The organism is Microtetraspora malaysiensis (genome assembly GCF_050947145.1).
In the GTDB taxonomy this organism is placed as follows: domain Bacteria; phylum Actinomycetota; class Actinomycetes; order Streptosporangiales; family Streptosporangiaceae; genus Microtetraspora_A; species Microtetraspora_A malaysiensis.
The window spans coordinates 8,153,703-8,180,167 of sequence record NZ_CP191998.1 but is presented as its reverse complement, the minus strand read 5'-3'; the positions used below and the strand labels follow the sequence as shown (position 1 = coordinate 8,180,167).

The following is a 26,465-nucleotide window of genomic DNA, read 5'->3' as shown; positions in this document are numbered from 1 at the left end:
CTGCATCCCTCCTTCGGGAGATGCTACGGATTCGGGTTCCCCCCGGTCCGATCACAGTGTGTACGGTCCCGTCGTCTAGTGGCCCAGGACGCCGCCCTCTCAAGGCGGTAGCGGCGGTTCGAATCCGCTCGGGACTACCACACACTGCGAGGTCCCGTCGTCTAGTGGCCCAGGACGCCGCCCTCTCAAGGCGGTAGCGGCGGTTCGAATCCGCTCGGGACTACCTTTTCTCCACCCCCGGAACATTCGTTCCGGGGGTTTTTCGTTTGTCGTGGTTCCATCTCCGGATCCCAGCGCGGTTGACTGGACAGTGCCGCTATCCAATAATTGGAGAGCTGGACTATCTAATTGGAGGTGTGTGGGGATGTTCACACTGCTGTCGGACGGCCGCGATGAGGTCGTCCCGGGTCTGACCGTCCCGGCCGGAGAGAAGGTCCTCGGCTGGGAGCGCAAGCCGCACGGCTGGTGCCTGGGGGACGCCTGCATACCGGCCTTCCGGGCCGCGGCCGCCGAGACCGCCGCCGGCACCGACCTGGTCGCGTTCGCCGGGCTGCTCGGGCGCGGCGTCGTGGTCGACCACGATGAGAGGCTGATCGCGGTCGGTGACGCGCGGATGATCAGTCCCGAGGAGGCTCCGGAGTTCGAGCTGGACGGCTTCCGTCTCGACGGCCTCCGCGGCACCAAGGTGGCGCTCGTCTTCTGGGCGTCGTGGTGCGGCTGCCGCTACGACCTGCCCGCCTGGGAGCTGCTGCACCGCGAGCTGTCCCCGGACGGCTTCAGCGTGGTCAGCGTCTCACTCGACCGGAACCGCGATGACGCCGCCCCGTGGATCGAGGACGTGACCCACCCGGCGCTGGTCGACACGGAAGGCGCCGTCGCCGAGATGTACGGCGTCATCAACGTCCCGACCGTCGTGTGGATCGACGAGGAGGGGCGGGTGGCCCGGCCGCAGGACACCATGACCGCCACCGACACCTTCCGCGAGATGAACGGGCTCTCCTCCGAGGCCGCCACGGCGGCCCTGCGCCGGTGGGTCGTCGAGGGCGAGTCCGGTCTGTCCGAGCAGGCCGTACGGGAGCACCTGCGCCTCCCGACCGAGGAGGAGCGGCTGGCCCGGCTGCACGCGCGCCTCGCCGCCTGGCTGTTCCGCCGCGGACGCGCGGACGCGGCGCGCGGGCACGCCCGCCGGGCGGCCGAGCTGGCGCCGCACGACGTCGCCATCCGCCGGGGGCTGATGCCGCTCGACGGTGTGGATCCGTTCGGGGACGGCTACTTCCGGCTTCGCGCCGAGCTTGAAGCGAGTGGGACGCCGATTTACCGGCCGCTGCCCGACTGGGCGGGGGAGCGGTGACGTGATGGGGCGGGTTGCGGTGCGCGGCACCTGGGTTCCAAAATCAGACTCATGACCACGACACTGCGCTCGCGCACGCACAGCTGGGCCCCGCCGACATTGCCGGGGGACGTCGCGGAGTTGAGCGGCCTGGAGTTCCTCCAGGCCATGCTCGACGGCCTGATCGCCGCTCCGCCGATCGCCGGCACGATGGGTTTCACGCTGCTGAAGGTCGAGCCCGGGGCGGCGATCTTCGAGGGGGAGACGGGAGAGCACCAGTACAACCCGATGGGCTCCGTGCACGGGGGCTACTTCGCCACCCTGCTCGACTCGGCCCTCGGATGCGCCGTCATGACCATGCTCCCGGCCGGGACGGCCTACACGACCACCCAGTTGAACGTGCACATGGTCCGCCCGGCCTTCGCGCACACCGGGCTTCTGCGGTGCGAGGCGAAAGCCCTCCATGTGGGCCGGAGCGTCGCGACCGCCGAGGGGCGGCTGGTCGGCTCGGACGACGGCAAGCTGTACGCGCACGGCACGACGACGTGCGCCGTTTTCGCGATGCGCTGATGGTCCCGCCGCCGGGAACGGGGACCGGCTCCGGGCGGCGGTCGTCGCGGACATGACAAGGGGACACGACCCCGCCGGATCGTGTCCCCTTCTCCGTGCCCTTCGGGGGCCGTGGACGCCGCCTAGCCGCGCGACCGGGCCTTGAAGAGTGCCCGCTTGGCGGCCTTGCCCACCTGCTTGTCCGGATGGGCCTCGGCGACGGCTTCGAGCAGCTCCTCCAGGTGCGGGTGCGGCACCTTCCAGATCACGTCGAGCAGGCCGATGATCTGCTGCGCGGGGCCGATGTCGTGCAGGCTGCTGACGAACTCCGCGCGGCCGAGGCCCGCCGAGATCGTCCACATGTCGAGGATGAGCCAGTGCGTGTCGGCCTGGGTGGGCTCAGGCGCGTCCTCGACGTCCAGCTGGGCGAGGTGCGTCGCGGCGTACGGCCGGAGCGAGGGCACCTTGAGCGCCTCGGTCCAGGCGGGCACGGCCACCTCGCCGAGGGCGCCGACCAGGCTGGCGGCCTGCACCCGGACCAGGGCGTCGGCCTCGTCCTCCGCGGCGGCTTCGAGCAGCTCGGTGGCGGCCCGGGCCGGGTCACGCAGGTCGAGCCAGGCGGCGAACTCCGCGTCCGCCTCCTCCTCCGGCAGGTCGGCGCTCAGCGTCAGCAGGTCGAGCGCGGTCATCGCGTCGATGGCGGGCCGGGCGTCGATGTCGATGTCGGCGTCGTCCACCATGTGGACCACGCCCTCCACGCCGAGAGGCGTGAGGCGCACCTCGTCGCCCTCGACGGTCACCATGCCGTAGCCGGTCAGCCAGGCGAGCACCGGCGCCAGCGGGTCGCCGGCGGCGGTCCAGGCGTCGGCGCCGAGATCGTCGTACTCGCCGGTCGCCTCGGCCAGCTCCCCGCGCAGCTCTCCGAGGGAGCGTGAGCCGCCGTTGACCAGCACGCGGACCAGCAGCGCGCGGGTCAGCCCCGACAGGGCGAGGGTCAGATCGTCGTCGTCCAGCTCGGGGTCGCCGTAGTCGATCGAGTGGAGGCCGAGCAGCCAGGCGTCGAGCACGTCGTCGTCGTCCTCGAACGGCCAGGCGGCGGTGTCGGGGTCGACGCTGACCGTGTCGTCATCGTCAGGGGCGAGGAACTCCAGGTCGATGGCGAGGTTCCAGAGGTTCCACAGCGACTGGGCGTCGCTCAGCCCGACGCTGAGCACCGCCTCCTTGACCTCTTCCTCGGTGAGCAGGGTCTCCTCGCCGACCTTGCGGCCGGAGCCGACCCAGAGCGCGAGATCGCGGGCCTGGGCGATGAGCGTGACCTCGCGGGCCGCCGCCGCCAGCTCGGTGTCCGGACGCAACCGGATCGTGGGCAGGTCGGCGATCTCGTCGGCGAAGGGTTCGAAGTCGCCGAGGCTCTCGTCCTCGTCGTCCTCGAACTCGTCCTCCTCCTCGTCCCAGTCGCGCTCGGCGAGCACGTCCTCCATCGCCTCGATGAAGTCGTCCTCGATCTCGTCGAGCTCGGACAGGAGGACGTCCACCGAGGCCGACCCCGTCGCCAGGCGGCCGGTCTCGGACAGGAACGTCAGATAGGACCGCAGCGCGGGGACCATGCCGTCGGCGGCCTCATCGGGGTCCTCGACGACCTGCGGAATGCGCTCAAGCAGGACGGCGCGCAGGTCGCCCGCCTTCCACAGCCCCACGTTGTCGCGGACATCCAGGCGATGCCAGAGAACGGCCGGGCCGACCAGGTCGGTATCGGTGCCCGGAGCGTTGGCGGGAGCCCAGAGGATGAACTCCTGCAGCAGTGGACGCAGTTCAGCGGCGGCTGCCTCAATGCGGTCTGTCACCCCGCCAGCCTAGGGCTAACCGGGCATGCTCTCTAATCAGTTAGCGCGTCGCATCGCCTCGGTGATCCGTTCCGCGGCGGCAACGACGGGGGCGGCGTGCATCCGGCCCGGCGTGCGGGTGAGCCGCTCGATCGGTCCGGACACGGAAACCGCGGCGATGACCTTGCCGCCCGCGCCCCGGATGGGGGCCGAGACGCTCGCGACGCCCTGCTCGCGCTCTCCCACGCTGTGCGCCCATCCTCGCCTGCGTACGCTGGCGAGCGTGGCGGCGGTGAACTTCGCGCCGCGCAGGCCGCGGTGCAGCCGGTCGGGCTCCTCCCAAGCGAGCAGTATCTGCGCGGCCGAGCCCGCGGTCATCGGCAACGCGGACCCGACGGGTACGGTGTCGCGCAGGCCGCTCGCGCGCTCGGCGGCGGCCACGCACACGCGCTCGTCACCCTGGCGCCGGTAGAGCTGGGCGCTCTCCCCGGTGAGGTCGCGCAGATGGGTCAAAACGGGCCCGGCGACGGCGAGCAAACGGTCCTCGCCGGCGGCCGTGGACAACTCTGAGAGCCGGGGTCCCAAGACGAAACGCCCCTGCGTGTCGCGGGAGACGATGCGGTGGTGCTCAAGGGCGACGGCGAGGCGGTGCGCCGTCGGCCGGGCGAGGCCGGTCGCCTGGACGAGCTGCGCCAGGGAAGCAGGCCCCGCTTCCAGGGCGTTGAGAACGAGGATGGCCTTGTCGAGAACTCCGACTCCGCTAGAGTTGTCCATCCCCCGATACTGCCGTCTCGCGATCCGAGACGCAAACCACAATAGCCCGGATTACCCGGTAGGCTTGTCCATATCCCGATATTTCCGTCTCATGATGAGAGACGTCGGGAGGTCGAACGCAAGGAGGCGTCACAACCATGGGTCGCACACTGGCCGAGAAAGTCTGGGAGCAGCACGTCGTGCGGCGTGCCGACGGCGAGCCGGACCTGCTGTACATCGATCTCCACCTCATCCACGAGGTGACCAGCCCGCAGGCGTTCGACGGCCTGCGCATGGCGGGGCGTACGGTGCGGCGGCCCGATCTCACCATCGCGACCGAGGACCACAACGTCCCGACCGTGCTCGGCCCGATCTCCGACCCGGTGTCGCGCACCCAGGTCGAGACGCTGCGCAAGAACGCCGCCGAGTTCGGCATCCGGCTGCACCCCATGGGCGACGCCGGCCAGGGCGTGGTCCACATCATCGGCCCGCAGTTCGGCCTGACCCAGCCCGGCATGACGATCGTCTGCGGTGACTCGCACACGTCCACGCACGGCGCCTTCGGCGGCATCGCGTTCGGCATCGGCACCTCCGAGGTCGAGCACGTGCTGGCCACCCAGACGCTGCCCGCGTACCGGCCGAAGACCATGGCCATCGAGGTCACCGGCGAGCTGCCGGTGGGCGTCACGGCCAAGGACCTGATCCTCGCCATCATCGCGAAGATCGGCACCAGCGGCGGCCAGGGCTACATCGTCGAGTACCGCGGCGAGGCTGTCCGCAAGCTCTCCATGGAGGGCCGGATGACCGTCTGCAACATGTCGATCGAGGCGGGCGCCCGGGCCGGCATGATCGCTCCGGACGAGACGACCTTCGCCTACCTCAAGGGCCGCCCGCACGCGCCGGCCGACGAGGCCTGGGACGCGGCCGTCGAGTACTGGAAGAGCCTGCGCACCGACGACGACGCCGTCTTCGACAAGGTCGTGGAGATCGACGCCTCCACGCTGACGCCGTTCGTCACCTGGGGCACGAACCCGGGCCAGGGCGCTCCGCTGGGCTCGGCCGTCCCCTCGCCGGAGGAGTTCGACGACCCGATCGAGCGGTCCGCCGCCGAGCGCGCCCTGGAGTACATGGGTCTGACCGCCGGGACGCCGCTGCGTGAGGTCCCCGTGGACACCGTCTTCGTGGGCTCCTGCACCAACGGCCGGCTGGAGGACCTGCGCGCCGCCGCCGACATCCTGCGCGGCCGCACGGTCGTCACCCGCACGCTGATCGTGCCCGGCTCCATGCTGGTCAAGAAGGCCGCCGAGGAGGAGGGCCTGGACCAGGTGTTCAAGGACGCCGGCGCCGAGTGGCGTGAGGCGGGCTGCTCGATGTGCCTCGGTATGAACCCCGACACGCTGAAGCCGGGTGAGCGCAGCGCGTCCACCTCCAACCGCAACTTCGAGGGCCGTCAGGGCAAGGGGGGTCGCACCCACCTGGTGTCCCCGCAGGTCGCCGCCGCGACCGCCGTCACCGGCAAGCTGACCGCTCCCGCAGACCTGGCCTAGGCCCTTTTCGAGGAAGACCACCGATGGAAGCCTTCACCACGCACACCGGCAGGGCCGTCCCCCTGCGCCGCAGCAACGTCGACACCGACCAGATCATCCCGGCCGTCTGGCTCAAGCAGGTCAGCCGTACCGGCTTCGAGAACGGGCTGTTCGCCGCCTGGCGGGAGGACCCGTCCTTCATCCTCAACAACCCCGCCTACCAGGGCGCCTCGATCCTGCTGTCCGGCCCCGACTTCGGCACCGGCTCCTCGCGGGAGCACGCCGTATGGGCGCTGCAGCAGTACGGCTTCCGCGCCGTGATCGCGGCCCGCTTCGGCGACATCTTCCGCAACAACTCGACGAAGATGGGCCTGCTCCCGGTCATCCTGCCCTCGGAGGTCGTGGAGCGGCTGCAGGCCGCGGCCGAGGCCGACCCCACCGTCGAGATCACCGTCGACCTTGCCGAGCGCGAGGTCAGGCTGGGCGCGGAGTCCTGGTCCTTCGAGATCGACGACTACACGCGCTGGCGGCTCATGGAGGGCCTGGACGACATCGGCCTGACCCTGCGTCACGCCGACGACGTCGCGGTGTATGAGAATGGACGGCAGCCATGGCTGCCGACGACTGTCTGAACGAGCTTCAGCTAGAGGACGACTACCTGGCGCGGGGGTTGCGTGAGGCGCACCGCCGCGTCCGGGCGATGGATGTACCCCATGAAGAGCGGACCCGCCTGACACACAGGCTGCTTGCCATCTGTAACGTGGCGAAACAGGACATGGAGCATGCAATCGCCCGGCTTGATGCCTTCATCGCCTATCTGGACGGCGAAGCCGACACGCCGAGTGGGCGAAACGCATCGCAGGGTGATTGAGTCCCATGCACGAGTCCCCTAATTTCAAGCGCGTAAGGGGGAGGAACCAATGAACAAGAAGGAACTCGTCGACGCGATCACGGATCGCGTCGGTGACAAGAAGACGGCCACCGAGGCGGTCAACGCGATCCTTGACGCCATTCAGCACGCCGTCGCGAGTGGGGACAAGGTTTCCATCACCGGGTTCGGCGCGTTTGAGATGGTCCACAAGCCTGCCCGCACGGCTCGGAACCCTTCGACCGGCGCGCCGATCAAGGTCGAGGAGAGCTGGGGGCCCAAGTTCCGCCCCGGAAACGACTTCAAGGAGCTCGTCAACGCAGGCGGGAAGAAGTCGGCCAAGAAGTAGCGGCGGTTTTCGGTTGAGGACGGCGTCCGGATGATCCGGGCGCCGTCCTGCTTTTCCCCGCCCCAAGCCCGCGCGAGCGCCAACATTCACTACGGCGCTGAACCATCACGCTCGGGGCGCGGCGGTGTCTGGACTGAGGAACGAGTGGGGAGCGAGGGACGAGCGACCCCGAGCGACGAGGGAAGACATCGACTGAAGGCGCCCCGAGCCCGCGCGAGCGAAGCGAGCGCAATTCAGTAGGGCATGGGGAAGGTGGAGAGGGTGACGTAGGTGATGCGGTCGCCGTCGAGGAGGATGTTCACCCGCTGGCCGGTGCGCAGCAGCCGCAGTGGGCCGGCGTCGAAGGCGGCGGTGTCGAACGGCAGCTCGGTGCCGTCGTCCAGGAACACCGACCCGCAGCGGGTCGCGTCGTCGAAGGTCTTCACCGTGGCCTGCACCTGATCAGCGTACTCGTCCCGACGCGGGGCGGATAATGCGTCGCCGCGAGGTGGGCGGGCCGGGCGGGGGTGGCGGAACGCGCCCGTACTGAGGCTCTTCGGGGTTGGCGCGCCGCCGCCCCGGCTCAGCTCGCGTCGGGCGGCTCTTCCACGTAGGACGCGAGGCCGCGCAGGATGATGTCGAGTCCGAGTTCGAAGCGGTAGTCGTTGGTCTCGTCCACCATGAGGTTCGCCACCGCGAGCATGTTGGGGAACCGGTCGGGCGGGAGCGCCCCGAAGTACGCTTTCATGTCGTCGCGGATCTCGCTCCATGACTTGACGTCCTCGCCCTCGTAGCGCTCCCGCCAGATGGCCTCCTCGGCGACGAAGCCGTCGATGTAGGTCGAGAGCATGTCTCCGGCGATGGCGGCGACGCGGTCGGGCAACCCGGTCGCGCGCAGCAGGGCGAGCAGCCTCTCGACATGCGGCAGGAGCTCGGGGGTGAACGGCGTCTGCCCCATGGAGATGCGGGCCATGTCGCGGTGGTGCTGCATCCGGGTGCGGCTCTCCCGCGCGAAGTTCTTGAGCTGCTCCTGCCAGTGCTCGGGGTCGTGCTCCGGTAGCTCGAAGCCGTCGAAGAGCCGGTGGTACATCAGCTCCAGCAGCTCGTTCTTGTTGTCGACGTGCGCGTAGAGGGCGGAGACCGTGACGCCGAGCTCGGAGGCGACCCGGCGCATGCTCAGCCCGTCGAGCCCCTCCTGGTCGAGTACGACGAAGGCGGCGTCGACGATGCGCTCGCGGGTGAGGGGGACGCGCGCCCGGGCGGGGCGCCTGCGCGCTCGCTCCCAGGGCGGTGTGGGCATGTCGCGCTCTGTCATGTGGCCTCCCGCCGCACATGGTAGTGAACATCGCTCACCAGGACCGAACGGCGATCGGGAACGAGATATATCTTGTGCGCCACACAGAGGCGATATATCTTGAGAACACCGCACGTTTCCAATGAACGATGTTCGATGATAGAACAGCGATCTGTTCAACTGAACAGTGTTCTCACTCTCACTCCTGGAGGAAACCATGACCACATCCGACGAGGCGGTGGCATCCGCACCGCCCACCCACGAGCCGGCGCCGTACAGATGGCGTTGGGCCGCTCTCTTCGTGATCCTCGCCGCCGAGGTCATGGACCTCCTCGACGCGATGGTCACCAACATCGCCGGGCCGACCATCAGGGCCGAGATCGGCGGCAGCGAGAGCACGCTTCAGTGGCTCGGCGCGGCGTACACGCTGGCCATGACGACGGGGCTGCTCACGGGCGGCCGACTGGGCGACATCTTCGGGCGGAAGAGGATGTTCGTCATCGGCGCCGGGGGATTCGTTCTCGGGTCGCTGCTGTGCGCCGTCGCCCAGTCGCCCGAGACGCTCATCTCGGCGCGCGTGGTCCAGGGCCTGTTCGGGGCCGTCATGCTGCCGCAGGGGCTGGGGATGATCAAGGAGATGTTCCCGCCCAAGGAGATGCAGTCCGCCTTCGTCCTGTTCGGCCCGGTCATGGGCCTGGCCTCGGTCGGCGGCCCGATCCTCGCCGGCTGGCTGGTGGACGCGGACTTCTTCGGCACCGGCTGGCGCATGATCTTCCTCATCAACCTGCCGTTCGGCCTGGCCGCGCTCGCCGGGGCCCTGCGCTTCCTGCCGGAGTTCCGCTCGCCGCACCCCCTGCGGTTGGACATCCCCGGCGTCGTCATCGCGTCGCTGGCGGCGGTTCTGATCGTCTTCCCGCTGGTCCAGGGCCGGGAGAACCACTGGCCGGTCTGGTCATTCGTGATGATCGGCGCGTCCGTCGTCGCCTTCGTGTTCTTCGGCTGGTTCGAGTCGCGTAAGAGCCGGGCCGGGGGCGACCCGCTGATCGTGCCGAGCCTGTTCCGCAAGCGCGCCTTCACCGGAGGCTTGCTGACCGGCATCGTCTTCTTCTCCGGCATGGCCGGGTTCATGCTGGTCTTCAACTACTACACCCAGATCGGGCTGGGCTACTCGCCGATCAAGGCCGGCCTCGCCGGAGTGCCCTGGTCGGTAGGCATGATCCTCGGCATGGGCATCATGCAGGCGGTCAAGCGGTTCGGCCGCAAGGTCCTGCACGGCGGAGCGCTCGTGATGGCTCTCGGCGCGGCCGGCGTCTACCTGACCGTCGACCTGGCCGGGATCGGCGTCACGCCGTGGCAGCTCGCGCCCGCCCTGATCGTGACCGGCATCGGCATGGGCCTGCTCATGGGCCCGTTCTTCGACATCGTGCTCTCCGGCGTCGAGCAGCACGAGACCGGCTCGGCCTCCGGCACGCTCACCGCGGTGCAGCAGCTCGGCAACGCGTTCGGCGTGGCCCTGCTCGGCACGGTCTTCTTCGACCTGCTCGGCCCGGTCCCCACCGGCACGAGCTTCGACCACGCCATGAAGGTCACGCTGTGGGTCGTGGTGGGCATGCTGCTGCTCACGTTCGTGGTCGCCTTCCTCCTGCCGAAGTACGCCCGCGAGGAGGACGCCCTCGAAGCGGAGCAGGCGAAGGAGGCCCTGTCCGCCTGAACTGAGATGCCCGTTCGATCACATCCGATCACATCCGGGAACCGTCGTCCGTGTGGCCGCGCGATCACCTCTCCGATCGCGTGGCCACGCCCGTTTCCCCATCCCGCCCGTACGGCGCGGCGCCGGTGATCGGGGGCCGGATCCGCGCGACCACGGCCGAAGTGGTGGCGGGCAGGCCCAGGGCGAGCGCCTCGCGCAGGTCTTCCACCGTGTCCACGTCCCTGCGGACGGAGGCGATGTCGTCCATGACCAGTTCCTTCGCTCCGCCGGAGAGGTGCCGGGCCTTCGACTCGCCGCCGAAGCGGGGCCGGAAGGGCACACCCGGCTGTACGCCGTAGAAGGTGGTCCCGACATCGGCCGCGTCGGGCACGAACGCCTGGTCGAACTCCTCGGCGGCCGCGAGGACCCGTTCCAGCTCCGCGGGGCGCAGCGCGGGCAGATCCGCCTGGAGCGCCCCGACGGCGTCGTCCGGCGCGAGCCGGACGGCCTCGGCGGCGCCGAAGCGCAGCGCGGTGTTGAGCCCCCGGTCGGGGTCGGTCACCACGTGGGCGCCCAGCGCGGCCAGCCGTTCCGCCGGAACCGGGTCCGCGGTGACGACGATCACGCGGTGGACGCGGGGGCAGCTCAGCGCCGCGGACACCGTGTCACACGCCAGCGCGACCGCCAGGTCGGCGCGGTACGGCCCCGCCGCGCCCGCCAGGCGGGTCTTCGCCCTGATGATGGTCTTCACCGGCACCACGAGGGTCCATCGTGTGAGCTGCATAACGTAAGCTTCCCGCCTCGACAGCGCCCGGAGCCAACCGGGAGACTTGGGGCACCCGCCGCCGGGAGCGGCGGATCAGTACGTGGAGGAGCGAGTGAGCGGACGACGGGGCGCGATGACGCGCGCCCGTGTTCCCGCCGGGAGGGGCGCGCGCAGCCGGCGCGGCGCGCCGTGGTTCCCCGTCCGGCCGGCACACGAGGAGTAGAAATGAAACGCCGTAGCCGTCCCTCCTGGTTCTGGGAATTCCTGGCCGTTCTGATCGTGAAGCCGCTGTCGCTCCTGCTGACCAAGCATGTCTGGCGCGGAGGGGAGTTCGTGCCCCGCTCCGGAGGTGTGATCATCGCGGCCAACCACATGTCGTGGTCGGACCCCCTCCTGCTCTCGCACTACCTGTACAACAACGGGCGCTGGCCGGTGATCCTCGCCAAGTCGGGGCTCTTCAAGATCCCGGTGCTCGGGCGCGTCATCACCCGGTGGCTGACCATCCCGGTTCACCGGGGCAGCACCGAGGCCACCCAGTCCCTGAAGACCGCTGAGCAGCGGCTCCGGGACGGGGGCTGCGTCATCTTCTATCCCGAGGGCACGATCACCCGCGACCCGGACATGTGGCCCATGGTGGGCAAGACCGGCGTGGCGCGGCTGGCGCTCGTGACCGGCGCGCCCGTGATCCCGGTCGCCCACTGGGGCGCCCACGAGCTCCTGCCGTACGGCGAGAAGAAGCCGCGGCTGTTCCCCCGCAAGACGTTCCGGGTGTTGAGCGGCCCGCCCGTCAACCTGTCGAAGTACCAGGGCCAGCCGATGCGCGGCACCGTCCTGCGCGAGGCGACCGCCGACATCATGTCCGCCATCACCACCCAACTCGCGGAGATCCGCAAGGAAGAAGCGCCGGAAATCCCGTATGACCCGAAAAACGCGGCTCACTCCTGACGAGCGCGTACGGTGAGAAGGGCGACGCGCGGGGAACGGGCACGACCGGCGAGCGGGCAGCGAGGCCGGCGCGGCGAGCGGCGAGTGGAACGGCCGGCCGGGAGACGAGGCCGTCTCGCCGGATTACGAGGAATGGTGAGCGAGCGGTGAGCAGGGCTGTCGTTTTCGGTACTGGCTCGTGGGGGACCACGTTCGCGATGATCCTCGCGGAGGCGGGCACCCCGACGATGCTGTGGGGGAGACGGGCCTCGGTCGTCGACGCGATCAACGAGAGGCATGAGAACCCGGAGTACCTCCCCGGGCTGCGGCTGCCGGAGAGCCTGCGCGCCACCACCGATCCGGTGGAGGCGATGGAGGGGGCCGACTTCGTGGTCCTCGCGGTGCCGGCCCAGACGCTCCGCGACAACCTTGCCGCGTGGAAGCGGTACCTCCCGCCGGACGCCGTTCTGGTCAGCCTCATGAAAGGCGTCGAGCGGGGCACCTGCAAGCGGATGAGCGAGGTCATCTGCGAGGTCGCGGGCGTGCCCCCCGAGCGGGTGGCGGTGGTCTCGGGACCGAACCTCGTCCCCGAGCTCGCCCAGCGGCAGCCCGCCGCCGCGGTGGTGGCCTGCTCGGACGAGGAGGTCGCGCGGCGGCTCCAGGACGCCTGCCACCTGCCGTGGTTCCGCACGTACACCAACCCGGACGTCGTCGGTGTCGAGCTCGGCGGCGCGGTGAAGAACGTGATCGCGCTCGCGGTCGGCGTCGCGGCCGGCATGGGGCTGGGGGACAACGTGACCGCGATGCTCATGACCCGCGGCCTCGCCGAGATCGCCCGGCTCGGCGCGGCGCTCGGGGCCGACCAGCACACGTTCGCCGGCCTCGCCGGCATGGGCGATCTGGTGGCGACGTGCAGCTCCCCGATGTCCAGGAACCGCACCTTCGGCGAGAATCTGGGGCGCGGGATGACCTTGGCCGAGGTCGTCGCGGTGACGAAGCAGACCGCCGAGGGAGTCAAGTCGTGCGAGTCGGTTCTTGAGCTGGCGAGGAAGCACGACGTGGAGATGCCCATCACCGAGGTCGTGGTCGGCGTGGTCCACGACGGGATGGCCCCGTCCGAGGCGGCGATGCTCCTGATGTCGCGTACCCCGAAACCGGAGCGCTACGGCGTGTAGCCCCATGAGGCGCGGGCGCGGGAGACTCGTGGAGAACTCCCGCGCGGTCCATAGCCGGCGGACGCGGAAGACCAGATCATGGACGTGACGCGGGCGCTCGACACCATGCGCTCGAACGGTTACACCCGGGCCTGACAAGCGGGTTCCCCGTCCGGAAGCGGTACATTCGAGCATCATGAACGAGCAGCGCGAGGTGCCTTCCCGGCCGATCCGAGTCGCCGTCGTCTTCGGCGGGCGCAATTCCGAGCACGCGGTGTCGCTGATGGGCGCGGGCAGCGTGATCGGCGCGATCGACCGGTCGAAGTACGAGGTCATCCCGGTCGGCATCGCTCCCGACGGACGCTGGGTCCTGGTGTCCGAGGGGCAGAGTTACGCGATTGAAGACGGCGATCTGCCGGTCGTCGGCGACTCCGGCACGGCGCTCGCTCTGCCGTCCGACTCCGGGTCGATCATCGCGCTCGACCCCGGGCAGATCCCGCGCTCCCTCGGTGAGGTGGACGTGGTCTTCCCGATGCTGCACGGGCCGTTCGGCGAGGACGGCACCATCCAGGGCCTCCTGGAGATGGCCGGGGTGCGCTACGTCGGCTCAGGCGTGCTGGCGAGCGCGGTCGGCATGGACAAGGCGTACATGAAGCTCGTGCTCAAGGCGGCGGGGCTGCCGGTCGGGCCGTTCGTCGTCGTCCGCGACCGCGACTGGCGCACCGACCGCGGGAGGGTGCTCAAGGAGGTCGAGGAGCTCGGCTGGCCGGTGTTCGTCAAGCCGGCCCGCGCCGGATCCTCACAGGGCATCTCCAAGGCGCACGACCTGGAGTCGCTGGAGGCCGCCATCGACGTCGCCCGCGAGCACGACCCCAAGGTGCTGGTCGAGGCCGCGATCGTCGGCCGGGAAATCGAGTGCGCCGTGCTCGAGTCCCTCGGCGACGCGCCGCCTAAGGCGAGCGTCCCCGGCGAGGTGCTGGTGCGGGGCGAGCGCGAGTTCTTCGACTTCGAGGCGAAGTACTACCCCGACCAGATGGAGCTCGCCGCGCCCGCCGACATCCCGGCGGAGACCGCCGAGGAGGTGCGCGCGATGGCCGTGCGGGCCTTCGAGGCGCTGTCGTGCGAGGGGCTGTCCCGGGTGGACTTCTTCTACACGCCCTCCGGTGAGCTCATCCTCAACGAGATCAACACGATGCCCGGCTTCACGTCGCTCTCGGTCGCGCCGCAGCTCTGGGCCTCGACCGGCCTGCCGTACGCGGAGCTCGTCGATCACCTGATCCGGCTCGCGCTCGAACGCCCCGCGGGGCTGCGCTGAGCCGGATCGGTCACTCGGGGATGGACGACTTGATCGGGCCGGCCAGATCCACCATGACGTCTCCGGGAACGTGCTTCCCGGAGATCGTCACCTCGACGTACGCCGCGCGGTTGATCGCGGTGAACAGCGCCGGGAGCTGGGGATCCTGGTACCAGGTGACGCCGTCGAGGTCGGTCGCCTGGTCCGTGGCGGCCATCGAGGCGGGCCGCTCCACTCCGCACCGAAGGGCGATCTCGCCCGCTCCCCACACCGCGACGTACGGCGAGGGCGGGTCACTCTCCACCCGCTCCACGCCGTCGAGCCGGTTGGGGAGCGCGGTGGCGAGCTTCTGGCACGCCGCGGCCGCGGGGCCCTCCGGCTTCGGCGGCTCCACCCGCACCGCGCCGGAGCAGGCGGAAAGGGACAGTACGGCGAGCAGCCCGGCCGCCAACGCGGCCGCCGGCCGGGCCGGAGGGATCAGTCTTCGCATCTCTTCCCAGGTCAGATGTGCACGATCGGACATGTAAGAGTACGCGTGATGCCCTCGACAGCCTGAATCTGGGCCACCACCAGCTTGCCCAGCTCGTCGACGTTGCGGGCCTCGGCCCGGACGATCACGTCGTAGGGACCGGTGACATCCTCCGCCTGGGTGACTCCCGCGATCCCGGCGATCTGGCCGGCCACATGGGCCGCCTTGCCGACCTCGGTCTGGATAAGGATGTAGGCCTGCACCATAACGCCCTCCGGATAGAGATCAGTGCCGGAGCGTACCGTACCTCGAATGCACTAGGGGTGTGCCATCACAGTCGGAGATCTTGGCGAATTCGGTGTAATCGGACGTATCGCTGGGCGATTGCCGCAGGGCGCGGCCGTGCTGCTCGGACCTGGAGACGACGCCGCCGTTCTGAGCGCGCCGGACGGGCGGGTCGTCGTAAGTACGGATCTCCTAATCGAGGGTAGGCACTTCCGTCGCAATTGGTCCAGTGGCTATGACATCGGCCGGAAAGCGGCAGCCCAGAATCTTTCCGATATAGCGGCTATGGGGGCCGATCCGACGGCGATCTTCGTCGGCCTGGGGATGCCCGCCGACGTCACCACCGACTGGCTGGACGCCCTCACCGACGGCTTTCGGGACGAGTGCGCGCTCGTCGGCGCGAGCGTGGCGGGCGGGGACATCTCCCGCTCCGACACGGTGGTGCTCGGTGTCACCGCGCTCGGCGACCTCGGCGGGAGACGGCCGGTGACCAGGTCGGGCGCCCTCCCGGGGGAGGTCGTCGCGGTCGCGGGCCGTCTCGGCCACGCCGCGGCGGGACTGGCGCTGCTCCAGGCCGGCCGGGTGGGCCCGGACGTCGTTTCCGGCCCGTCGGGTCCGCCGGAGGGGGTGCCGAGGGGCGGTGCGGAAGGCCGTGCGGTCGCCGGGGACGGTGGGATCGAGCAGCTGCTGTCGGCTCTCGTGGACGCCCATCGCCGTCCCCGCCCCTTGTACGCGTGCGGTCCCGGCGCGGCCCGGCTCGGCGCGACGGCCATGCTCGACGTGAGCGACGGGCTTCTGCAGGACCTCGACCACATCGCGGAGGCGAGCGGTGTCCGGATCGAGCTTGACCCCGGCGCCTTCCCCGTCGGCCCGGCGCTCGCCGCGGCCGCCCGCGCGCTGGGGGCCGACCCGCTGGAGTGGATCCTCACCGGAGGGGACGACCACGCGTTCGCCGCCGTCTTCCCCTCTGACGTACGCCTCCCGGAGCCGTGGCTGGTGATCGGCCGGGTCACGGAGGGCGAGGGGGTCCACGTCGCCGGGCGCGCCGACACGTGGGGCGGCTGGGACCATTTCCGTAATTCGCACGATTGATCGGGAAGCGTCGGGGGCGGTTCGCCCCGCCCGCGCACCGTATGGGCAAGGGTGGGGAAATGTCCTGGTTTGATAGGGGCATGACCTCCACTCCCGCGCGCGTCCTCACCATCGCCGGTTCCGACTCCGGCGGCGGCGCCGGCATCCAGGCCGACCTCAAGACGATGCTGGCTCTCGGGGTGCACGGCATGAGCGTGATCGCCGCGGTGACCGCGCAGAACTCGCTCGGCGTCCAGGGGTACTGGGAGCTGCCGGAGGAGGCGGTCCGGGCACAGCTCGACTCCGTGCTCGGCGACATCGGCGTCCAGGCCGTCAAAACGGGGATGCTGGCCTCGCCGGTGCTCGTGGAGATGGTCGCCCGCACACTCGCCGGCGTGGCGGCCCCCGTCGTGGTCGATCCGGTCGGCGTCTCCAAGCACGGGGACTCGCTGCTCGCGCCCGAGGCGGTCGAGACCCTCAAAGAACTGCTGCTGCCGGTCGCGACCGTGGTCACGCCGAACCTCTGGGAGGTCGAGCAGCTCACCTCGGTCAAGGTCGAGAACGAGGACGACCTGCCGCGCGCGGCCGAGGCGGTGCTCGCGCTCGGGCCGCGCTGGGCGCTCATCAAGGGCGGCCACCTGCCCGGCGACCCCGTGGACCTGCTGACCGATGGAGACCGGAGCTACCGCTTCGCCGCCGAGCGCCTCGACAACCGCCACACGCACGGCACCGGGTGCACGCTCGCCTCGGCCATCGCCTCCCGCCTCGCCCTCGGCGACGACCTGCCCGAGGCCGTACGGCAGGCCAAGGAGTACGTCACCGGCGCGATCGCGCACGGCTTCCCGCTCGGCGCGGGCATCGGCCCCGTCGACCACGGGTGGCGCTGGCGAATCGCCTGACCGGCCGGATGTGACCCGCGCGGGCGCCCGAGCGACCCGGAGCAGGGGCGCGGGCAACGCGAAAGCCCGCCACCGGATCGGTGACGGGCTTCGAAAGAAGTGAGGTCAGCGGGTGACCTTACCTGCCTTGATGCAGGAGGTGCACACGTTCATCCGCTTCGGCGTCCCGTTGACCGTCGCACGCACGGTCTGGATGTTCGGGTTCCAGCGGCGGCGGGTGCGGCGGTGCGAGTGGGAGACGTTGTTGCCGAAAGTCGGCTTCTTAGCGCAGACGTCGCAGACGGAAGCCACGGTCATCGCTCCTTCAGATCAGTCGAATCGGCCCGGTCCGCTGAGAAGCGGCTCATCCGAGCGTGCCGGGGCAACCGGCTGGCCACACGAGGATATCCGATGTCAGCCGTTGCACGCCAAACGGGATCCCGGCGAACGGGGATAATCTCGTAGCGACCAACGGTAGCGCATCTCGGCGGCGCCACGCGTGCGGGTCACCGGACCGAGGGGGCGACGTTCATGCTTGAGGTGCTCGACCCGCCCGCCGTACGCCGCTGGTCACGCCGGTGCGCGGACGCGCTCGGCCGGGCCAGGGCGGAGATAGACGCACTCAACGTGTTCCCCGTCCCCGACGGCGACACCGGGACGAACCTGCACCTCACCGTGCTCTCCGCGGCGGAGGCGCTGGACGGCCTGCCCGGCGACGCGGGGCGCGACCGGACCTGGCAGGCACTCGCCCAGGGGGCGCTGCTCGGCGCCCGGGGTAATTCGGGAGTGATCGTCAGCCAGGCGATCCGCGGGCTGGCCGAGGTGCTCGGACGCGCCGACGGGTGCGGAGCCGACCTGCGCCGGGCGTTGGCGCGGGCCGCCGAGATGGCCAGGGCCGCCGTGATGCGGCCGGTCGAGGGCACCGTGCTGACCGTTCTGTCCGCCGTCGCCGAGGCCGTGCGGCACGCCTCCGACGACCTCGGCGAGGTGGCGCGGATCGCGGCGGAGGAGGCGCGGAGGGCGCTGCGCCGCACCACGCGACAACTCGACGTGCTGGCCAGGAACCACGTGGTCGACGCGGGCGGCGCGGGCCTGGTGATCATCCTGGAGGCCCTGGCCGAGGTGGTCACCGAGGCGTTCAGCGAGCGGCACGAGGTCCCCGCCCCGGCGGCCGGGCGGGCCCCGGTCGAGGAGGCGTGGGAGAAGACCCGCGAGGCCACGCCGGGCTACGAGGTGATGTACCTCCTGGACGCGTCCGAGGAGGCGGTCGGCCGGCTCAGGAGCGAGCTGGACGCGCTGGGCGACTCCCTGGTGATCGTCGGCGGCGACGGCCTCTGGAACGTCCACGTGCACGTGGACGACGCCGGCGCCGCGATCGAGGCGGCGATCGCCGCCGGGCGCCCGCACCGCATCCGGGTGACCCACCTCGGCGGCCGGGTCCACGAGCCCGCACCGGCGCGCGGCGTGGTCGCGATCGCGGCGGGCGACGGCCTCGCCGCGCTCTTCCGGCGGGCCGGAGCCGTCGTCGTACGGCGCGAGCCCGGCGCCGCCCCGCCCCTCGCCGCGGTGCTCGCGGCGATCAGGGAGGCGGGCGGCGAGGTGGTGGTGCTGCCGAACGACAGCGGCGCGCACGCGGTGGCCGTGGCGGCCGCAGAGGTCGCCCGCGAGGAGGGGCTGACGGTCAGCGTGCTGCCGACCAGGGCGTCGGTCCAGGGGCTCGCCGCGCTCGCGGTGCACGATCCGCTGCGCCGCTTCGACGACGACGTCGTGGCGATGACCGATGCGGCGGGACACACCCGGCACGGGCACGTGTGGGTGGCCGACCGCGAGGCCGTGACCAGTGCTGGGCTGTGCCGTCCGGGCGACGTGCTCGGCGTCGTCGACGGCGACGTCGCCCTCATCGGCGCCGATCTCGCCGACGTGGCGGTGCGGGTCGCCGACCGCATGATGTCGTCGAGCAGCGAGCTGGTGACGCTGGTGACCGGCGCCGTCTCCGCCGCCGCCCCGGAGGAAGCCGTGCGGAACCATCTGGCGCGGGTGCGCCCGGACGTCGAGGTGGTCGTCTACGAAGGGGGACAGGGCGGCTACCCGCTGCTCATCGGCGTGGAGTGACGCCCCGGGGCGTCACCGGGGGGCAGGGCGGGCGCCCAGGTGATTTCTGTCGGTCACCGGCGGTAGAACTTATCTTCGTGACCGCGCGTCTTCCGGCCGTCGCGCCTCGCCTGCCGGGCGGGCGGGGCGTCGGGCCGCGCGCGGTCGCGGCGCAGGACACGATCCCGTCACGTGAGGGGGGCGCATGACGAGGTTCGACGAGCCGCTGAAGCGCGCGCTGGGCCGTACGGCCGGCCCGCTGGAGCGCGCGCTCGGCATCGCCACCGTGGGGGAGCTGCTCCGCCACTACCCACGGCGCTACGCCGAGCGCGGCGAGCTGACGCCGATCTCCTCGCTGCAGCACGACGAGCACGTCACGGTCGTGGCCCGGGTGGCGGCGCTGCAACGGCGGCCGATGAAAAACCGGCAGGGCACCTGGCTGGACGTCGAGGTGACCGACGGTCAAGAGCGGCTGCACCTCGCCTTCTTCGGCAAGGGCGCCTTCGTGGCGGAGCAGCGGCTGACCCCCGGCACCGAGGCGATGTTCTCCGGCAAGGTCAACGTCTTCCCGCTGCAGGCCGGCCGGCGCCGGGTCTCCCTCACCCATCCCGAGTACGAGACGGAGGAGATCGAGGACGTGGCCGAGTTCGCCGCCGCGCCGGTGCCGATCTACCCCTCCGCGCAGGGGCTGGCCACGTGGACGATCCGCCGGGCCGTACGCACCGTGCTCGACGTGCTGGCGCTGGACGACCCGCTCCCGGCCGAGATCAGGCACCGGCACGATCTTCCCGAGCTTGAGGTGGCGCTGCACCACATCCACCGGCCGCGGAGCCAGGCCGACATCTCCCTGGCCCGCGGGCGGCTGAAGTTCGACGAGGCGTTCCTGCTCCAGTCCGTGCTGGCCAGGCGCAGGCTGGCGGCCTCCGCCTGGCCGGCCCGCCCGAGGCCGGGGCGTCCCGACGGCCTGCTGCGCGACTTCGAGGGGCGGTTGCCGTTCGAGCTGACCGAGGGGCAGCGCCGGGTCGGCGAGGAGATCGCCGCGGACCTGGCCCGCGAGCACCCCATGCACCGGCTGCTGCAGGGCGAGGTGGGCGCGGGCAAGACGGTCGTCGCGTTGCGGGCGATGCTCCAGGTGGTCGACTCGGGCGGGCAGGCGGTGCTCATCGCCCCGACGGAGGTCCTGGCCCAGCAGCATCACAGGTCGATCATCGGGATGCTGGGAGATCTCGCGACCGGCGGCATGTTCGGCGGCACCGGCGTGACCCTGCTGACCGGCTCCATGGGCGCGGCGGCGCGGCGGAGCGCGCTGCTCGACGCCGCCTCGGGAGCCGCGGGCATCGTGGTCGGCACCCACGCGCTGATCCAGGAGCATGTCCAGTACGCCGATCTCGGCCTGGTCGTGGTGGACGAGCAGCACCGCTTCGGCGTGGAGCAGCGTGACGCGCTCCGCGAGAAGGGCGGCGGTGGCCGTCCCCACGTGCTGGTCATGACCGCCACCCCCATCCCGAGGACGGTCGCGATGACGGTGTTCGGCGACCTGGAGGTCTCCACGCTGTCGCAGTTGCCGTCCGGCCGCGCGCCGATCACCACCCACGTGGTGCCGGCCGCCGAGAAGCCGCACTTCCTCGACCGCGCCTGGGAGCGGGTGCGCGAGGAGGTCGGGCTCGGCCGCCAGGCGTACGTTGTCTGCCCCCGCATCGGCGACCAGGAGGGCGACGAGGGCGATCTCGGCAAGGAGGACGACGAGCGCAGGCCGCCGCTCGCGGTGCTCGAGGTGGCGGAGATGCTGGCCGAGGGCCCGTTGCACGGCATGCGGGTCGGCGTCCTGCACGGCAAGCTCCCCCCGGAGGAGAAGGACGCGGTGATGCGCTCCTTCACCAAGGGCGAGATCGACGTGCTCGTGGCCACCACGGTGATCGAGGTCGGCGTCGACGTTCGGAACGCCTCGGTCATGGTCATCATGGACGCGGACCGGTTCGGCGTCTCCCAGCTGCACCAGCTGCGCGGCCGGGTCGGGCGGGGCGGTCTGCCGGGGTTGTGCCTGCTGGTGAGCGAGGCCGCCGCCGGCACCCCGGCGCGTACCCGCCTGGACGCGGTGGCCGCCACCCTCGACGGCTTCGAGCTGTCCCGGGTGGACCTGGAGCAGCGTCGCGAGGGGGACGTGCTCGGGGCCGCGCAGTCGGGCCGCAGGTCGTCGCTGAAGATGCTGCAGCTGCTCCGCGACGAGGACGTGATCCAGGCGGCGCGAGAGGAGGCGAGCGCGCTCCTGACGGCCGATCCCGAGCTGGCGGACCATCCGGTCCTGCGGGCCGAGCTCGACGCCCTCCTGGGCGATGAGCGCGCCGAGTTCCTGGAGAAGGCGTGAACGACGACGGCGTGAACGGAGAGGCGCGAGAGGCGTGAGAGGCGTGAACGGCCCCGCCCGAGCGCTGATCGCGAAACGCGGCGGCCGATGGCCGCGCGCATAAGAATGACCCAGGGCCCAGCCTTGGGACGGCCTCCCCCCGAATGCCGTCCCCGGCTGGGCCCACCCTCGGGTCAGGTGCCGAGGGCGCCGGCGTGCGGAAGGGCTCACGACCACGCCGGCCGGCCTTCCCCTGGGTCACCTTGAAGGCCGCAGACTCATCATGCGGAACGCGGAGGCCGTGCGATACCGCTCTTACCCATTCGTCGCCCCCGCTTGCCCACTCTTGACCGCTCCCGATCCGCCCGGGGCCGCCCGGTGCGGGCGCACCGCCGTCCCGGACCCCCTTCCCGGAGCGGGACAATGAACAGATGACGCGGGTCATCGCAGGCAGCGCAGGAGGACGCAGGCTGGCCGTGCCACCGGGCAGGGGCACCAGGCCGACGAGCGATCGTGCCCGGGAGGGGCTGTTCTCGACAGTGGGGTCGCTTTTGGGATCGTTTGACGGGACCAGGGTCCTCGATCTCTACGCCGGGTCGGGGGCGGTCGGCCTGGAGGCGCTGAGCAGGGGCGCGAGCCACGCCCTCCTCGTCGAGTCGGACGCCAAGGCCGCACGGACCATCAGGCAGAACATCGCCACTCTGGGCCTGCCCGGAGCCGTGCTCAGGGCGGAGAAGGTCGAGCGGGTCTTGGCCCAGGGGTGTGCCGAGCCGTACGACTTCGTGTTCGCGGACCCGCCCTACTCCGTCGGCGACGAGGCCGTCACCCGGGTGCTGGAGGCGCTGCGCTCCGAAGGGTGGGTCGGCGAGGGCACGCTGGTCGCCGTCGAGCGCGAGTCCAGGGGGAAGGACCTGGTCTGGCCGCCGGGTTTCGAGGAGGACAGGGTCCGCCGTTACGGGGAAGCGGCCGTTTGGTACGGTCACGCAGCCGGGAACCCGTAAACCTGGGGGTGCGCCTTGCGTCGCGTCGTATGCCCGGGGTCGTTCGACCCCGTGACCAACGGACATCTGGACATCATCGGCCGGACCTCCCGGCTGTATGACGAGGTCGTCGTGGCCGTGTTGATCAATATTGAGAAGGCCGGCCTGTTCACCGTGGACGAGCGGATCGAGATGCTCGAGGCGGTGACCAAGGAGTACGGGAACGTCCGGGTCGAGAAGTTCCACGGGCTGCTGGTCGACTTCTGCCGCCAGAACGACATCCCGACGATCGTGAAGGGCCTGCGGGCGGTCAGCGACTTCGACTACGAGCTCCAGATGGCGCAGCTCAACTACCGCATGTCCGGTGTGGAGACGCTGTTCATGTCCACCAACCCGGAGTACTCCTTCCTCTCGTCGAGCAGACTGAAGGAGATCGCACGGTATGGTGGGGACGTATCCGGCCTGGTCCCTGACCTCGTCCAGCGGCTGCTCATCGAGCGGCTCAGGGGCTGACCAGCTGCTGGTATCCTTTCTATCCGGCCTTGCACGACGGCGGTGATTCGTCATGCCTAACGAGAGCAGGATGACTCTGCACAGCCTCGACCCCCGAGCCCCATGGGTGATCTCCACTCACGACCTGGGACGGCGACCGGGGTCGATGCGCAGGATCAGCCCGGTTCTTCCGGCACCGGCGGACCTCGCGGTCGGAATGATCGGCGTTCCCAAGAACGCCGACGTCGAGCTGGACATCCGGCTCGAGGCGGTGATGGAAGGTGTGCTCGTCACGGGCACGGCGCGGGTTCCTCTCAGTGGAGAGTGCTCGCGTTGCCTGGATCCGCTGACCTCGGAGATCGAGGTCGGGTTCCAGGAGCTTTTCTTCTACTCGGCGGAGGACGCCGGAGAGGACGACTTGCTCCTCGACGGCGAACTGCTCGATCTCGAGCCGATATTCCGCGACGCGGTGGTGCTCGCACTGCCGCTGAGCCCGATGTGCGGTGAAGACTGCCCCGGTCTCTGCGCGGAATGCGGGGTCAAGCTGGCGGAAGCCGGCCCGGACCACGGGCACGAGCGGATCGACGCGCGCTGGGCGTCGCTGCAGGGTTTGGTTGTGGACAAGAAAGACGATCAGGAGGGTTGACGTGGCCGTCCCCAAGCGGAAGATGTCGCGGAGCAACACCCGCGCCCGCAGGTCCCAGTGGAAGGCCGCCGCGGTCGCGCTCGTGAGCTGCCCCCAGTGCCGCTCGCCGAAGCGCCCGCACGTGGCGTGCCCGAGCTGTGGCACCTACAACCGTCGTCAGGTCATCGAGCCGTCGGCCTGATCGCGCGACAAGCGGAGCGGAACGCCGGCCGGGTCGTCAAGACGCCCCGGTCGGCGTTACCTTGCTTTCAGCGCGTACGGTGGCGGGCGGAGGCACGACGGCAGGCGGACGTGCCCGCGGCCGTGGTGGACGCCGGGAGGCCCCGATCAGCGGGGAACCGGCGCCCACCACGTCTTCGGGCTTATCACCGGACCAGTCACCGTGCGGCCTTGCCATGCACAGGTGAACAGGAGGAGCGGTGGGCGCAGCGATGAAGCCGGTAGCAGTCGAGATCGCCAGAGACGAGCTGGCACGCGAGATCGGCGTGGCACTCAGCACGGGCATCCTGGAGCGGGCGCTGACGCACCGGTCCTACGCGTACGAGAACGGTGGCCTGCCCACGAACGAGCGCTTGGAGTTCCTGGGGGACTCGGTGCTCGGGCTGGTGGTCACCGACACATTGTTCCGGGGGCACCCGGATCTTCCTGAGGGGCAGCTCGCCAAGCTGCGCGCCGCCGTGGTCAACATGCGCGCCCTCGCGGACGTGGCGCGCGGCCTGGACCTCGGGAAGTACCTCCGCCTCGGCCGGGGCGAGGAGGGCACCGGCGGGCGGGACAAGTCCTCGATCCTCGCCGACACCCTGGAGGCGCTGATCGGTACGGTCTACGTCGACAAGGGCCTGGACGAGGCGTTCCGCGTCGTGCACCTGCTCTTCGACCCGTTGATCACGCGGTCGGCCTCCCTGGGGGCGGGCCTCGACTGGAAGACCTCGCTGCAGGAGCTGACCGCCGCCGAGATGCTCGGCGTGCCGGAGTACCACGTCGCGGAGAGCGGCCCCGATCACGCGAAGTCGTTCGTGGCCACCGTCCGGGTCGGCGGCACCGAGTACGGCACCGGCGCGGGACGGAGCAAGAAAGAGGCGGAGCAGCAGGCCGCGGAGGCGGCGTGGACGGCGATCCGCGCCGTCCGCGAGGCCAAGGAAGGCGCCGGGCTCGGCCAGGGCTGAGCCGCGCTCCGGCACAGGTGAGTTGAGGGGACGGAATGCCTGAGCTGCCCGAGGTCGAGGTCGTCAGGCGCGGCCTCGAACGCTGGGTTTCCGGCCGGACGATCGCGTCGGCCGAGGTGCTGCACCCGCGCGCGGTGCGCAGGAACGCGGGTGAGCTCGCCGACCAGCTCAAGGGGCGCGAGATCCGTTCCGCCGAGCGGCGCGGCAAGTACCTGTGGCTTCCCCTCGGTGACGAGGGTGCCGAGCCTGGCGGGCCCGAGGGAGAGGCGGGGGAGGCCCTGCTCGCCCATCTGGGCATGAGCGGCCAGCTCCTGGTGATCGAGCCGGACGCCCCGCTGGAGAAGCACCTCCGGGTCCGGATCGGCTTCGCCGACGGTGGGTCCGACCTGCGGTTCGTCGACCAGCGCACGTTCGGCCACCTCCTTGTCGCGCCCCTGACGGCGCCCGAGCCGCCGTCGCGCGGCGGGCGGGTCCGTCCGGTGCCGGAGCCGGTGGCGCACATCGCGCCCGACCCGTTCGAGGACGTGTTCGACGAGGCGGAGTTCGCGGCCCGGCTACGCCGCCGTCGTACCGGGATCAAGCGGGCGCTGCTCGACCAGTCGCTGATCAGCGGGGTCGGCAACATCTACGCCGACGAGGCGCTGTGGCGGGCGCGGCTGCACTGGGCCCGGCCCACCGAGTCGCTGTCCACGAAGAAGATCGCCGAACTGCTCGGTGCCGCTCGCGCCGTGATGAGCGAGGCGCTCGACGAGGGCGGCACGTCCTTCGACAGCCTGTATGTGGACGTCAACGGCGAGAGCGGCTACTTCGACCGGTCGCTCGCCGTGTACGGGAGGCGGGACGAGCCCTGCCGCCGCTGTGGCACCCCGATCAGGCGGGAGGCGTTCATGAACAGGTCCTCCTACAGCTGCCCCCGGTGCCAGCCGCGCCCGCGAGACGCCCATCCCTGAGTCCGCGCCAGAGACCTCCGGGATACTGTGAGTCATGATCCGGTTGACGGCGTGGGTGCGCGGACGGGTGCAGGGTGTGGGGTTCCGCTGGTGGACCCGGGCCAGGGCGCTGGAGCTCGGACTGGCCGGTTGGGCGACGAATCTGTCGGATGGCAGGGTTGAGGTCGTGGCCGAAGGCCCACGGGAATCATGTGAGTCGCTCCTCGGGCTGCTCAGAAGCGGTGACACGCCCGGGATAGTGGACGGCGTTACAGAACGTTGGAGTGACGCAAAGGGCGGTTTGGTGGGTTTTGTCGAGCGATAGCCCTTCCTTCGGGCGTCGCAAATGCGGTATATTTACATGCCGAGAGTGTCGATCGGTGCGTCTGTGTGAAGCGTTCAACTTGACCGCCTCCAATACCGGTGCGACCCTTGAGAGGAACCACGCGCACCCCTCCCGCGGCATGAAGTGCGCGAACCAGTCTGGTCACTCAGCGTGGAGGACCCTTTACTATGGCGAAGGCTCTACTCGGCCACGTCGGCGGTCCTGATCCTCGGATGGTCTCCGAAATGCGCCGCCTCCAGCAGCGCATCCGGGACCTGGAGGCAGAACTCACCCGGCTCCAGGCACAGAACGACGCGCTGGCGGCGCAGTCTCGGGATGAGGCACTGGTCCGGCTGGAAGATCGCGAGCCGGCCCTCACCTGAGGCCGGAGGAATCACCGTCAGGGACGCCTGCCAAAGGCGTCCCTTGTCATTTGTGTAGCCCAATGCATTTTTGCGGCCGGTATAAACGCATTCGTCCCGATAGGCCT

General features: G+C 70.5%; 30 protein-coding genes and 2 tRNA genes. 24 read left to right on the top strand and 8 right to left on the bottom strand.

The window, feature by feature from the left end; translation table 11 throughout:
* Window positions 1-64: 64 nt before the first annotated feature.
* The 4 genes from ACQP1V_RS38235 (at window position 65) to ACQP1V_RS38220 (ending at window position 1,900) form a co-directional block, all read left to right on the top strand.
* Window positions 65-140 (top strand) — tRNA-Glu (locus ACQP1V_RS38235).
* Window positions 141-150: 10 nt separating this feature from the next.
* Window positions 151-223 (top strand) — tRNA-Glu (locus ACQP1V_RS38230).
* A 141-nt stretch (window positions 224-364) separates the two neighbouring features.
* Complete coding sequence (locus tag ACQP1V_RS38225) at window positions 365-1,351, top strand: redoxin domain-containing protein (RefSeq protein ID WP_433415690.1); 987 nt, start codon at window positions 365-367, stop codon at window positions 1,349-1,351.
* 51 nt (window positions 1,352-1,402) lie between these two features.
* Window positions 1,403-1,900: a PaaI family thioesterase gene (locus tag ACQP1V_RS38220; protein ID WP_433415687.1), complete on the top strand. Its 498-nt coding sequence runs from the start codon at window positions 1,403-1,405 to the stop codon at window positions 1,898-1,900.
* Between the two features lie 122 nt (window positions 1,901-2,022).
* Here the strand turns inward: ACQP1V_RS38220 and ACQP1V_RS38215 are convergent, their stop codons facing one another.
* Entirely contained in the window at window positions 2,023-3,723 is a 1,701-nt protein-coding gene (locus tag ACQP1V_RS38215) for a hypothetical protein (protein ID WP_433415684.1), read from the bottom strand.
* A gap of 36 nt (window positions 3,724-3,759) precedes the next feature.
* The gene (locus ACQP1V_RS38210) at window positions 3,760-4,476 is read right to left on the bottom strand and encodes an IclR family transcriptional regulator (RefSeq protein WP_387414658.1); all 717 of its coding nucleotides are present in this window, start codon (window positions 4,474-4,476) and stop codon (window positions 3,760-3,762) included.
* Between the two features lie 137 nt (window positions 4,477-4,613).
* On the opposite strand from ACQP1V_RS38210, the gene leuC reads away from it, so the two are divergent.
* Genes leuC through ACQP1V_RS38190 form a run of 4 tightly spaced genes read left to right on the top strand, consistent with a single transcriptional unit; the run spans window position 4,614 to window position 7,198 of the window.
* Window positions 4,614-6,002 (top strand): 3-isopropylmalate dehydratase large subunit, encoded by a 1,389-nt coding sequence (gene leuC, locus ACQP1V_RS38205; protein ID WP_387414657.1) that lies wholly within the window; start codon window positions 4,614-4,616, stop codon window positions 6,000-6,002.
* Between the two features lie 23 nt (window positions 6,003-6,025).
* Window positions 6,026-6,613, top strand: coding sequence for a 3-isopropylmalate dehydratase small subunit (leuD, locus tag ACQP1V_RS38200; protein ID WP_433415681.1), 588 nt, complete (start codon window positions 6,026-6,028; stop codon window positions 6,611-6,613).
* The gene (locus ACQP1V_RS38195) at window positions 6,592-6,852 is read left to right on the top strand and encodes a hypothetical protein (RefSeq protein WP_067125430.1); all 261 of its coding nucleotides are present in this window, start codon (window positions 6,592-6,594) and stop codon (window positions 6,850-6,852) included. Before leuD ends, ACQP1V_RS38195 begins: the two co-directional genes overlap by 22 nt.
* Window positions 6,853-6,901: 49 nt before the next feature.
* Window positions 6,902-7,198: an HU family DNA-binding protein gene (locus ACQP1V_RS38190; RefSeq protein WP_066942789.1), complete on the top strand. Its 297-nt coding sequence runs from the start codon at window positions 6,902-6,904 to the stop codon at window positions 7,196-7,198.
* Between the two features lie 233 nt (window positions 7,199-7,431).
* On the opposite strand, the gene ACQP1V_RS38185 is transcribed toward ACQP1V_RS38190, so the two are convergent.
* Together ACQP1V_RS38185 and ACQP1V_RS38180 are read right to left on the bottom strand one after the other, a co-directional pair.
* A complete protein-coding gene (locus tag ACQP1V_RS38185) occupies window positions 7,432-7,635 on the bottom strand; it encodes a hypothetical protein (RefSeq protein ID WP_387414653.1) in 204 nt (67 codons plus the stop codon).
* Window positions 7,636-7,760: 125 nt separating this feature from the next.
* On the bottom strand, window positions 7,761-8,492 hold the full coding sequence (locus tag ACQP1V_RS38180) for a TetR/AcrR family transcriptional regulator (protein ID WP_433415679.1): 732 nt from the start codon (window positions 8,490-8,492) through the stop codon (window positions 7,761-7,763).
* A gap of 196 nt (window positions 8,493-8,688) precedes the next feature.
* Between ACQP1V_RS38180 and ACQP1V_RS38175 the strand changes: the two genes are divergently transcribed.
* On the top strand, window positions 8,689-10,182 hold the full coding sequence (locus tag ACQP1V_RS38175; RefSeq protein WP_433415676.1) for an MFS transporter: 1,494 nt from the start codon (window positions 8,689-8,691) through the stop codon (window positions 10,180-10,182).
* Window positions 10,183-10,246: 64 nt separating this feature from the next.
* Here ACQP1V_RS38175 and cofC read toward each other — a convergent pair whose 3' ends face one another.
* Entirely contained in the window at window positions 10,247-10,945 is a 699-nt protein-coding gene (gene cofC, locus ACQP1V_RS38170) for a 2-phospho-L-lactate guanylyltransferase (protein ID WP_433415673.1), read from the bottom strand.
* 207 nt (window positions 10,946-11,152) lie between these two features.
* Here cofC and ACQP1V_RS38165 point away from each other — a divergent pair, with 207 nt between their 5' ends.
* The 3 genes from ACQP1V_RS38165 to ACQP1V_RS38155 all read left to right on the top strand — a co-directional run bounded on the left by ACQP1V_RS38165 (window position 11,153) and on the right by ACQP1V_RS38155 (window position 14,320).
* Entirely contained in the window at window positions 11,153-11,872 is a 720-nt protein-coding gene (locus tag ACQP1V_RS38165) for a lysophospholipid acyltransferase family protein (protein WP_433415670.1), read from the top strand.
* Between the two features lie 146 nt (window positions 11,873-12,018).
* On the top strand, window positions 12,019-13,026 hold the full coding sequence (locus tag ACQP1V_RS38160; protein WP_433415667.1) for an NAD(P)H-dependent glycerol-3-phosphate dehydrogenase: 1,008 nt from the start codon (window positions 12,019-12,021) through the stop codon (window positions 13,024-13,026).
* Between the two features lie 175 nt (window positions 13,027-13,201).
* A complete protein-coding gene (locus tag ACQP1V_RS38155) occupies window positions 13,202-14,320 on the top strand; it encodes a D-alanine--D-alanine ligase family protein (protein WP_433415664.1) in 1,119 nt (372 codons plus the stop codon).
* Window positions 14,321-14,330: 10 nt separating this feature from the next.
* Here the strand turns inward: ACQP1V_RS38155 and ACQP1V_RS38150 are convergent, their stop codons facing one another.
* Both ACQP1V_RS38150 and ACQP1V_RS38145 read right to left on the bottom strand, forming a co-directional pair.
* On the bottom strand, window positions 14,331-14,789 hold the full coding sequence (locus tag ACQP1V_RS38150) for a DUF3515 domain-containing protein (protein ID WP_433415662.1): 459 nt from the start codon (window positions 14,787-14,789) through the stop codon (window positions 14,331-14,333).
* An 11-nt stretch (window positions 14,790-14,800) separates the two neighbouring features.
* Window positions 14,801-15,034, bottom strand: coding sequence for an Lrp/AsnC family transcriptional regulator (locus ACQP1V_RS38145; RefSeq protein WP_387414640.1), 234 nt, complete (start codon window positions 15,032-15,034; stop codon window positions 14,801-14,803).
* A gap of 64 nt (window positions 15,035-15,098) precedes the next feature.
* Between ACQP1V_RS38145 and ACQP1V_RS38140 the strand changes: the two genes are divergently transcribed.
* Together ACQP1V_RS38140 and thiD are read left to right on the top strand one after the other, a co-directional pair.
* The gene (locus ACQP1V_RS38140) at window positions 15,099-16,145 is read left to right on the top strand and encodes a thiamine-phosphate kinase (protein ID WP_433426092.1); all 1,047 of its coding nucleotides are present in this window, start codon (window positions 15,099-15,101) and stop codon (window positions 16,143-16,145) included.
* Window positions 16,146-16,225: 80 nt separating this feature from the next.
* Entirely contained in the window at window positions 16,226-17,023 is a 798-nt protein-coding gene (gene thiD, locus ACQP1V_RS38135; protein WP_433415659.1) for a bifunctional hydroxymethylpyrimidine kinase/phosphomethylpyrimidine kinase, read from the top strand.
* A gap of 105 nt (window positions 17,024-17,128) precedes the next feature.
* On the opposite strand, the gene rpmB is transcribed toward thiD, so the two are convergent.
* Entirely contained in the window at window positions 17,129-17,314 is a 186-nt protein-coding gene (gene rpmB / locus ACQP1V_RS38130; protein ID WP_061255238.1) for a 50S ribosomal protein L28, read from the bottom strand.
* A gap of 219 nt (window positions 17,315-17,533) precedes the next feature.
* Between rpmB and ACQP1V_RS38125 the strand changes: the two genes are divergently transcribed.
* The 10 genes from ACQP1V_RS38125 to ACQP1V_RS38080 all read left to right on the top strand — a co-directional run bounded on the left by ACQP1V_RS38125 (window position 17,534) and on the right by ACQP1V_RS38080 (window position 26,358).
* Window positions 17,534-19,114, top strand: coding sequence for a DAK2 domain-containing protein (locus ACQP1V_RS38125; RefSeq protein ID WP_433415656.1), 1,581 nt, complete (start codon window positions 17,534-17,536; stop codon window positions 19,112-19,114).
* Window positions 19,115-19,298: 184 nt separating this feature from the next.
* Window positions 19,299-21,458 carry an ATP-dependent DNA helicase RecG gene (recG, locus tag ACQP1V_RS38120; protein ID WP_433415653.1) on the top strand — a complete coding sequence of 720 codons (2,160 nt, stop codon included), beginning with the start codon at window positions 19,299-19,301 and terminating at the stop codon, window positions 21,456-21,458.
* A gap of 410 nt (window positions 21,459-21,868) precedes the next feature.
* Window positions 21,869-22,438: a 16S rRNA (guanine(966)-N(2))-methyltransferase RsmD gene (rsmD, locus tag ACQP1V_RS38115; RefSeq protein WP_433415650.1), complete on the top strand. Its 570-nt coding sequence runs from the start codon at window positions 21,869-21,871 to the stop codon at window positions 22,436-22,438.
* Window positions 22,439-22,453: 15 nt separating this feature from the next.
* A complete protein-coding gene (coaD, locus tag ACQP1V_RS38110) occupies window positions 22,454-22,930 on the top strand; it encodes a pantetheine-phosphate adenylyltransferase (protein WP_067125385.1) in 477 nt (158 codons plus the stop codon).
* 70 nt (window positions 22,931-23,000) lie between these two features.
* Entirely contained in the window at window positions 23,001-23,555 is a 555-nt protein-coding gene (locus ACQP1V_RS38105; RefSeq protein WP_067125382.1) for a YceD family protein, read from the top strand.
* A gap of 1 nt (window position 23,556) precedes the next feature.
* Window positions 23,557-23,736: a 50S ribosomal protein L32 gene (gene rpmF, locus ACQP1V_RS38100; protein ID WP_061255026.1), complete on the top strand. Its 180-nt coding sequence runs from the start codon at window positions 23,557-23,559 to the stop codon at window positions 23,734-23,736.
* A 250-nt stretch (window positions 23,737-23,986) separates the two neighbouring features.
* Window positions 23,987-24,721, top strand: coding sequence for a ribonuclease III (rnc, locus tag ACQP1V_RS38095; RefSeq protein ID WP_387414628.1), 735 nt, complete (start codon window positions 23,987-23,989; stop codon window positions 24,719-24,721).
* 35 nt (window positions 24,722-24,756) lie between these two features.
* On the top strand, window positions 24,757-25,671 hold the full coding sequence (mutM, locus tag ACQP1V_RS38090; RefSeq protein WP_433218816.1) for a bifunctional DNA-formamidopyrimidine glycosylase/DNA-(apurinic or apyrimidinic site) lyase: 915 nt from the start codon (window positions 24,757-24,759) through the stop codon (window positions 25,669-25,671).
* A 34-nt stretch (window positions 25,672-25,705) separates the two neighbouring features.
* Window positions 25,706-25,975 carry an acylphosphatase gene (locus ACQP1V_RS38085; protein ID WP_433415645.1) on the top strand — a complete coding sequence of 90 codons (270 nt, stop codon included), beginning with the start codon at window positions 25,706-25,708 and terminating at the stop codon, window positions 25,973-25,975.
* Window positions 25,976-26,163: 188 nt separating this feature from the next.
* Complete coding sequence (locus tag ACQP1V_RS38080; protein WP_067125373.1) at window positions 26,164-26,358, top strand: hypothetical protein; 195 nt, start codon at window positions 26,164-26,166, stop codon at window positions 26,356-26,358.
* Window positions 26,359-26,465 lie beyond the last annotated feature (107 nt).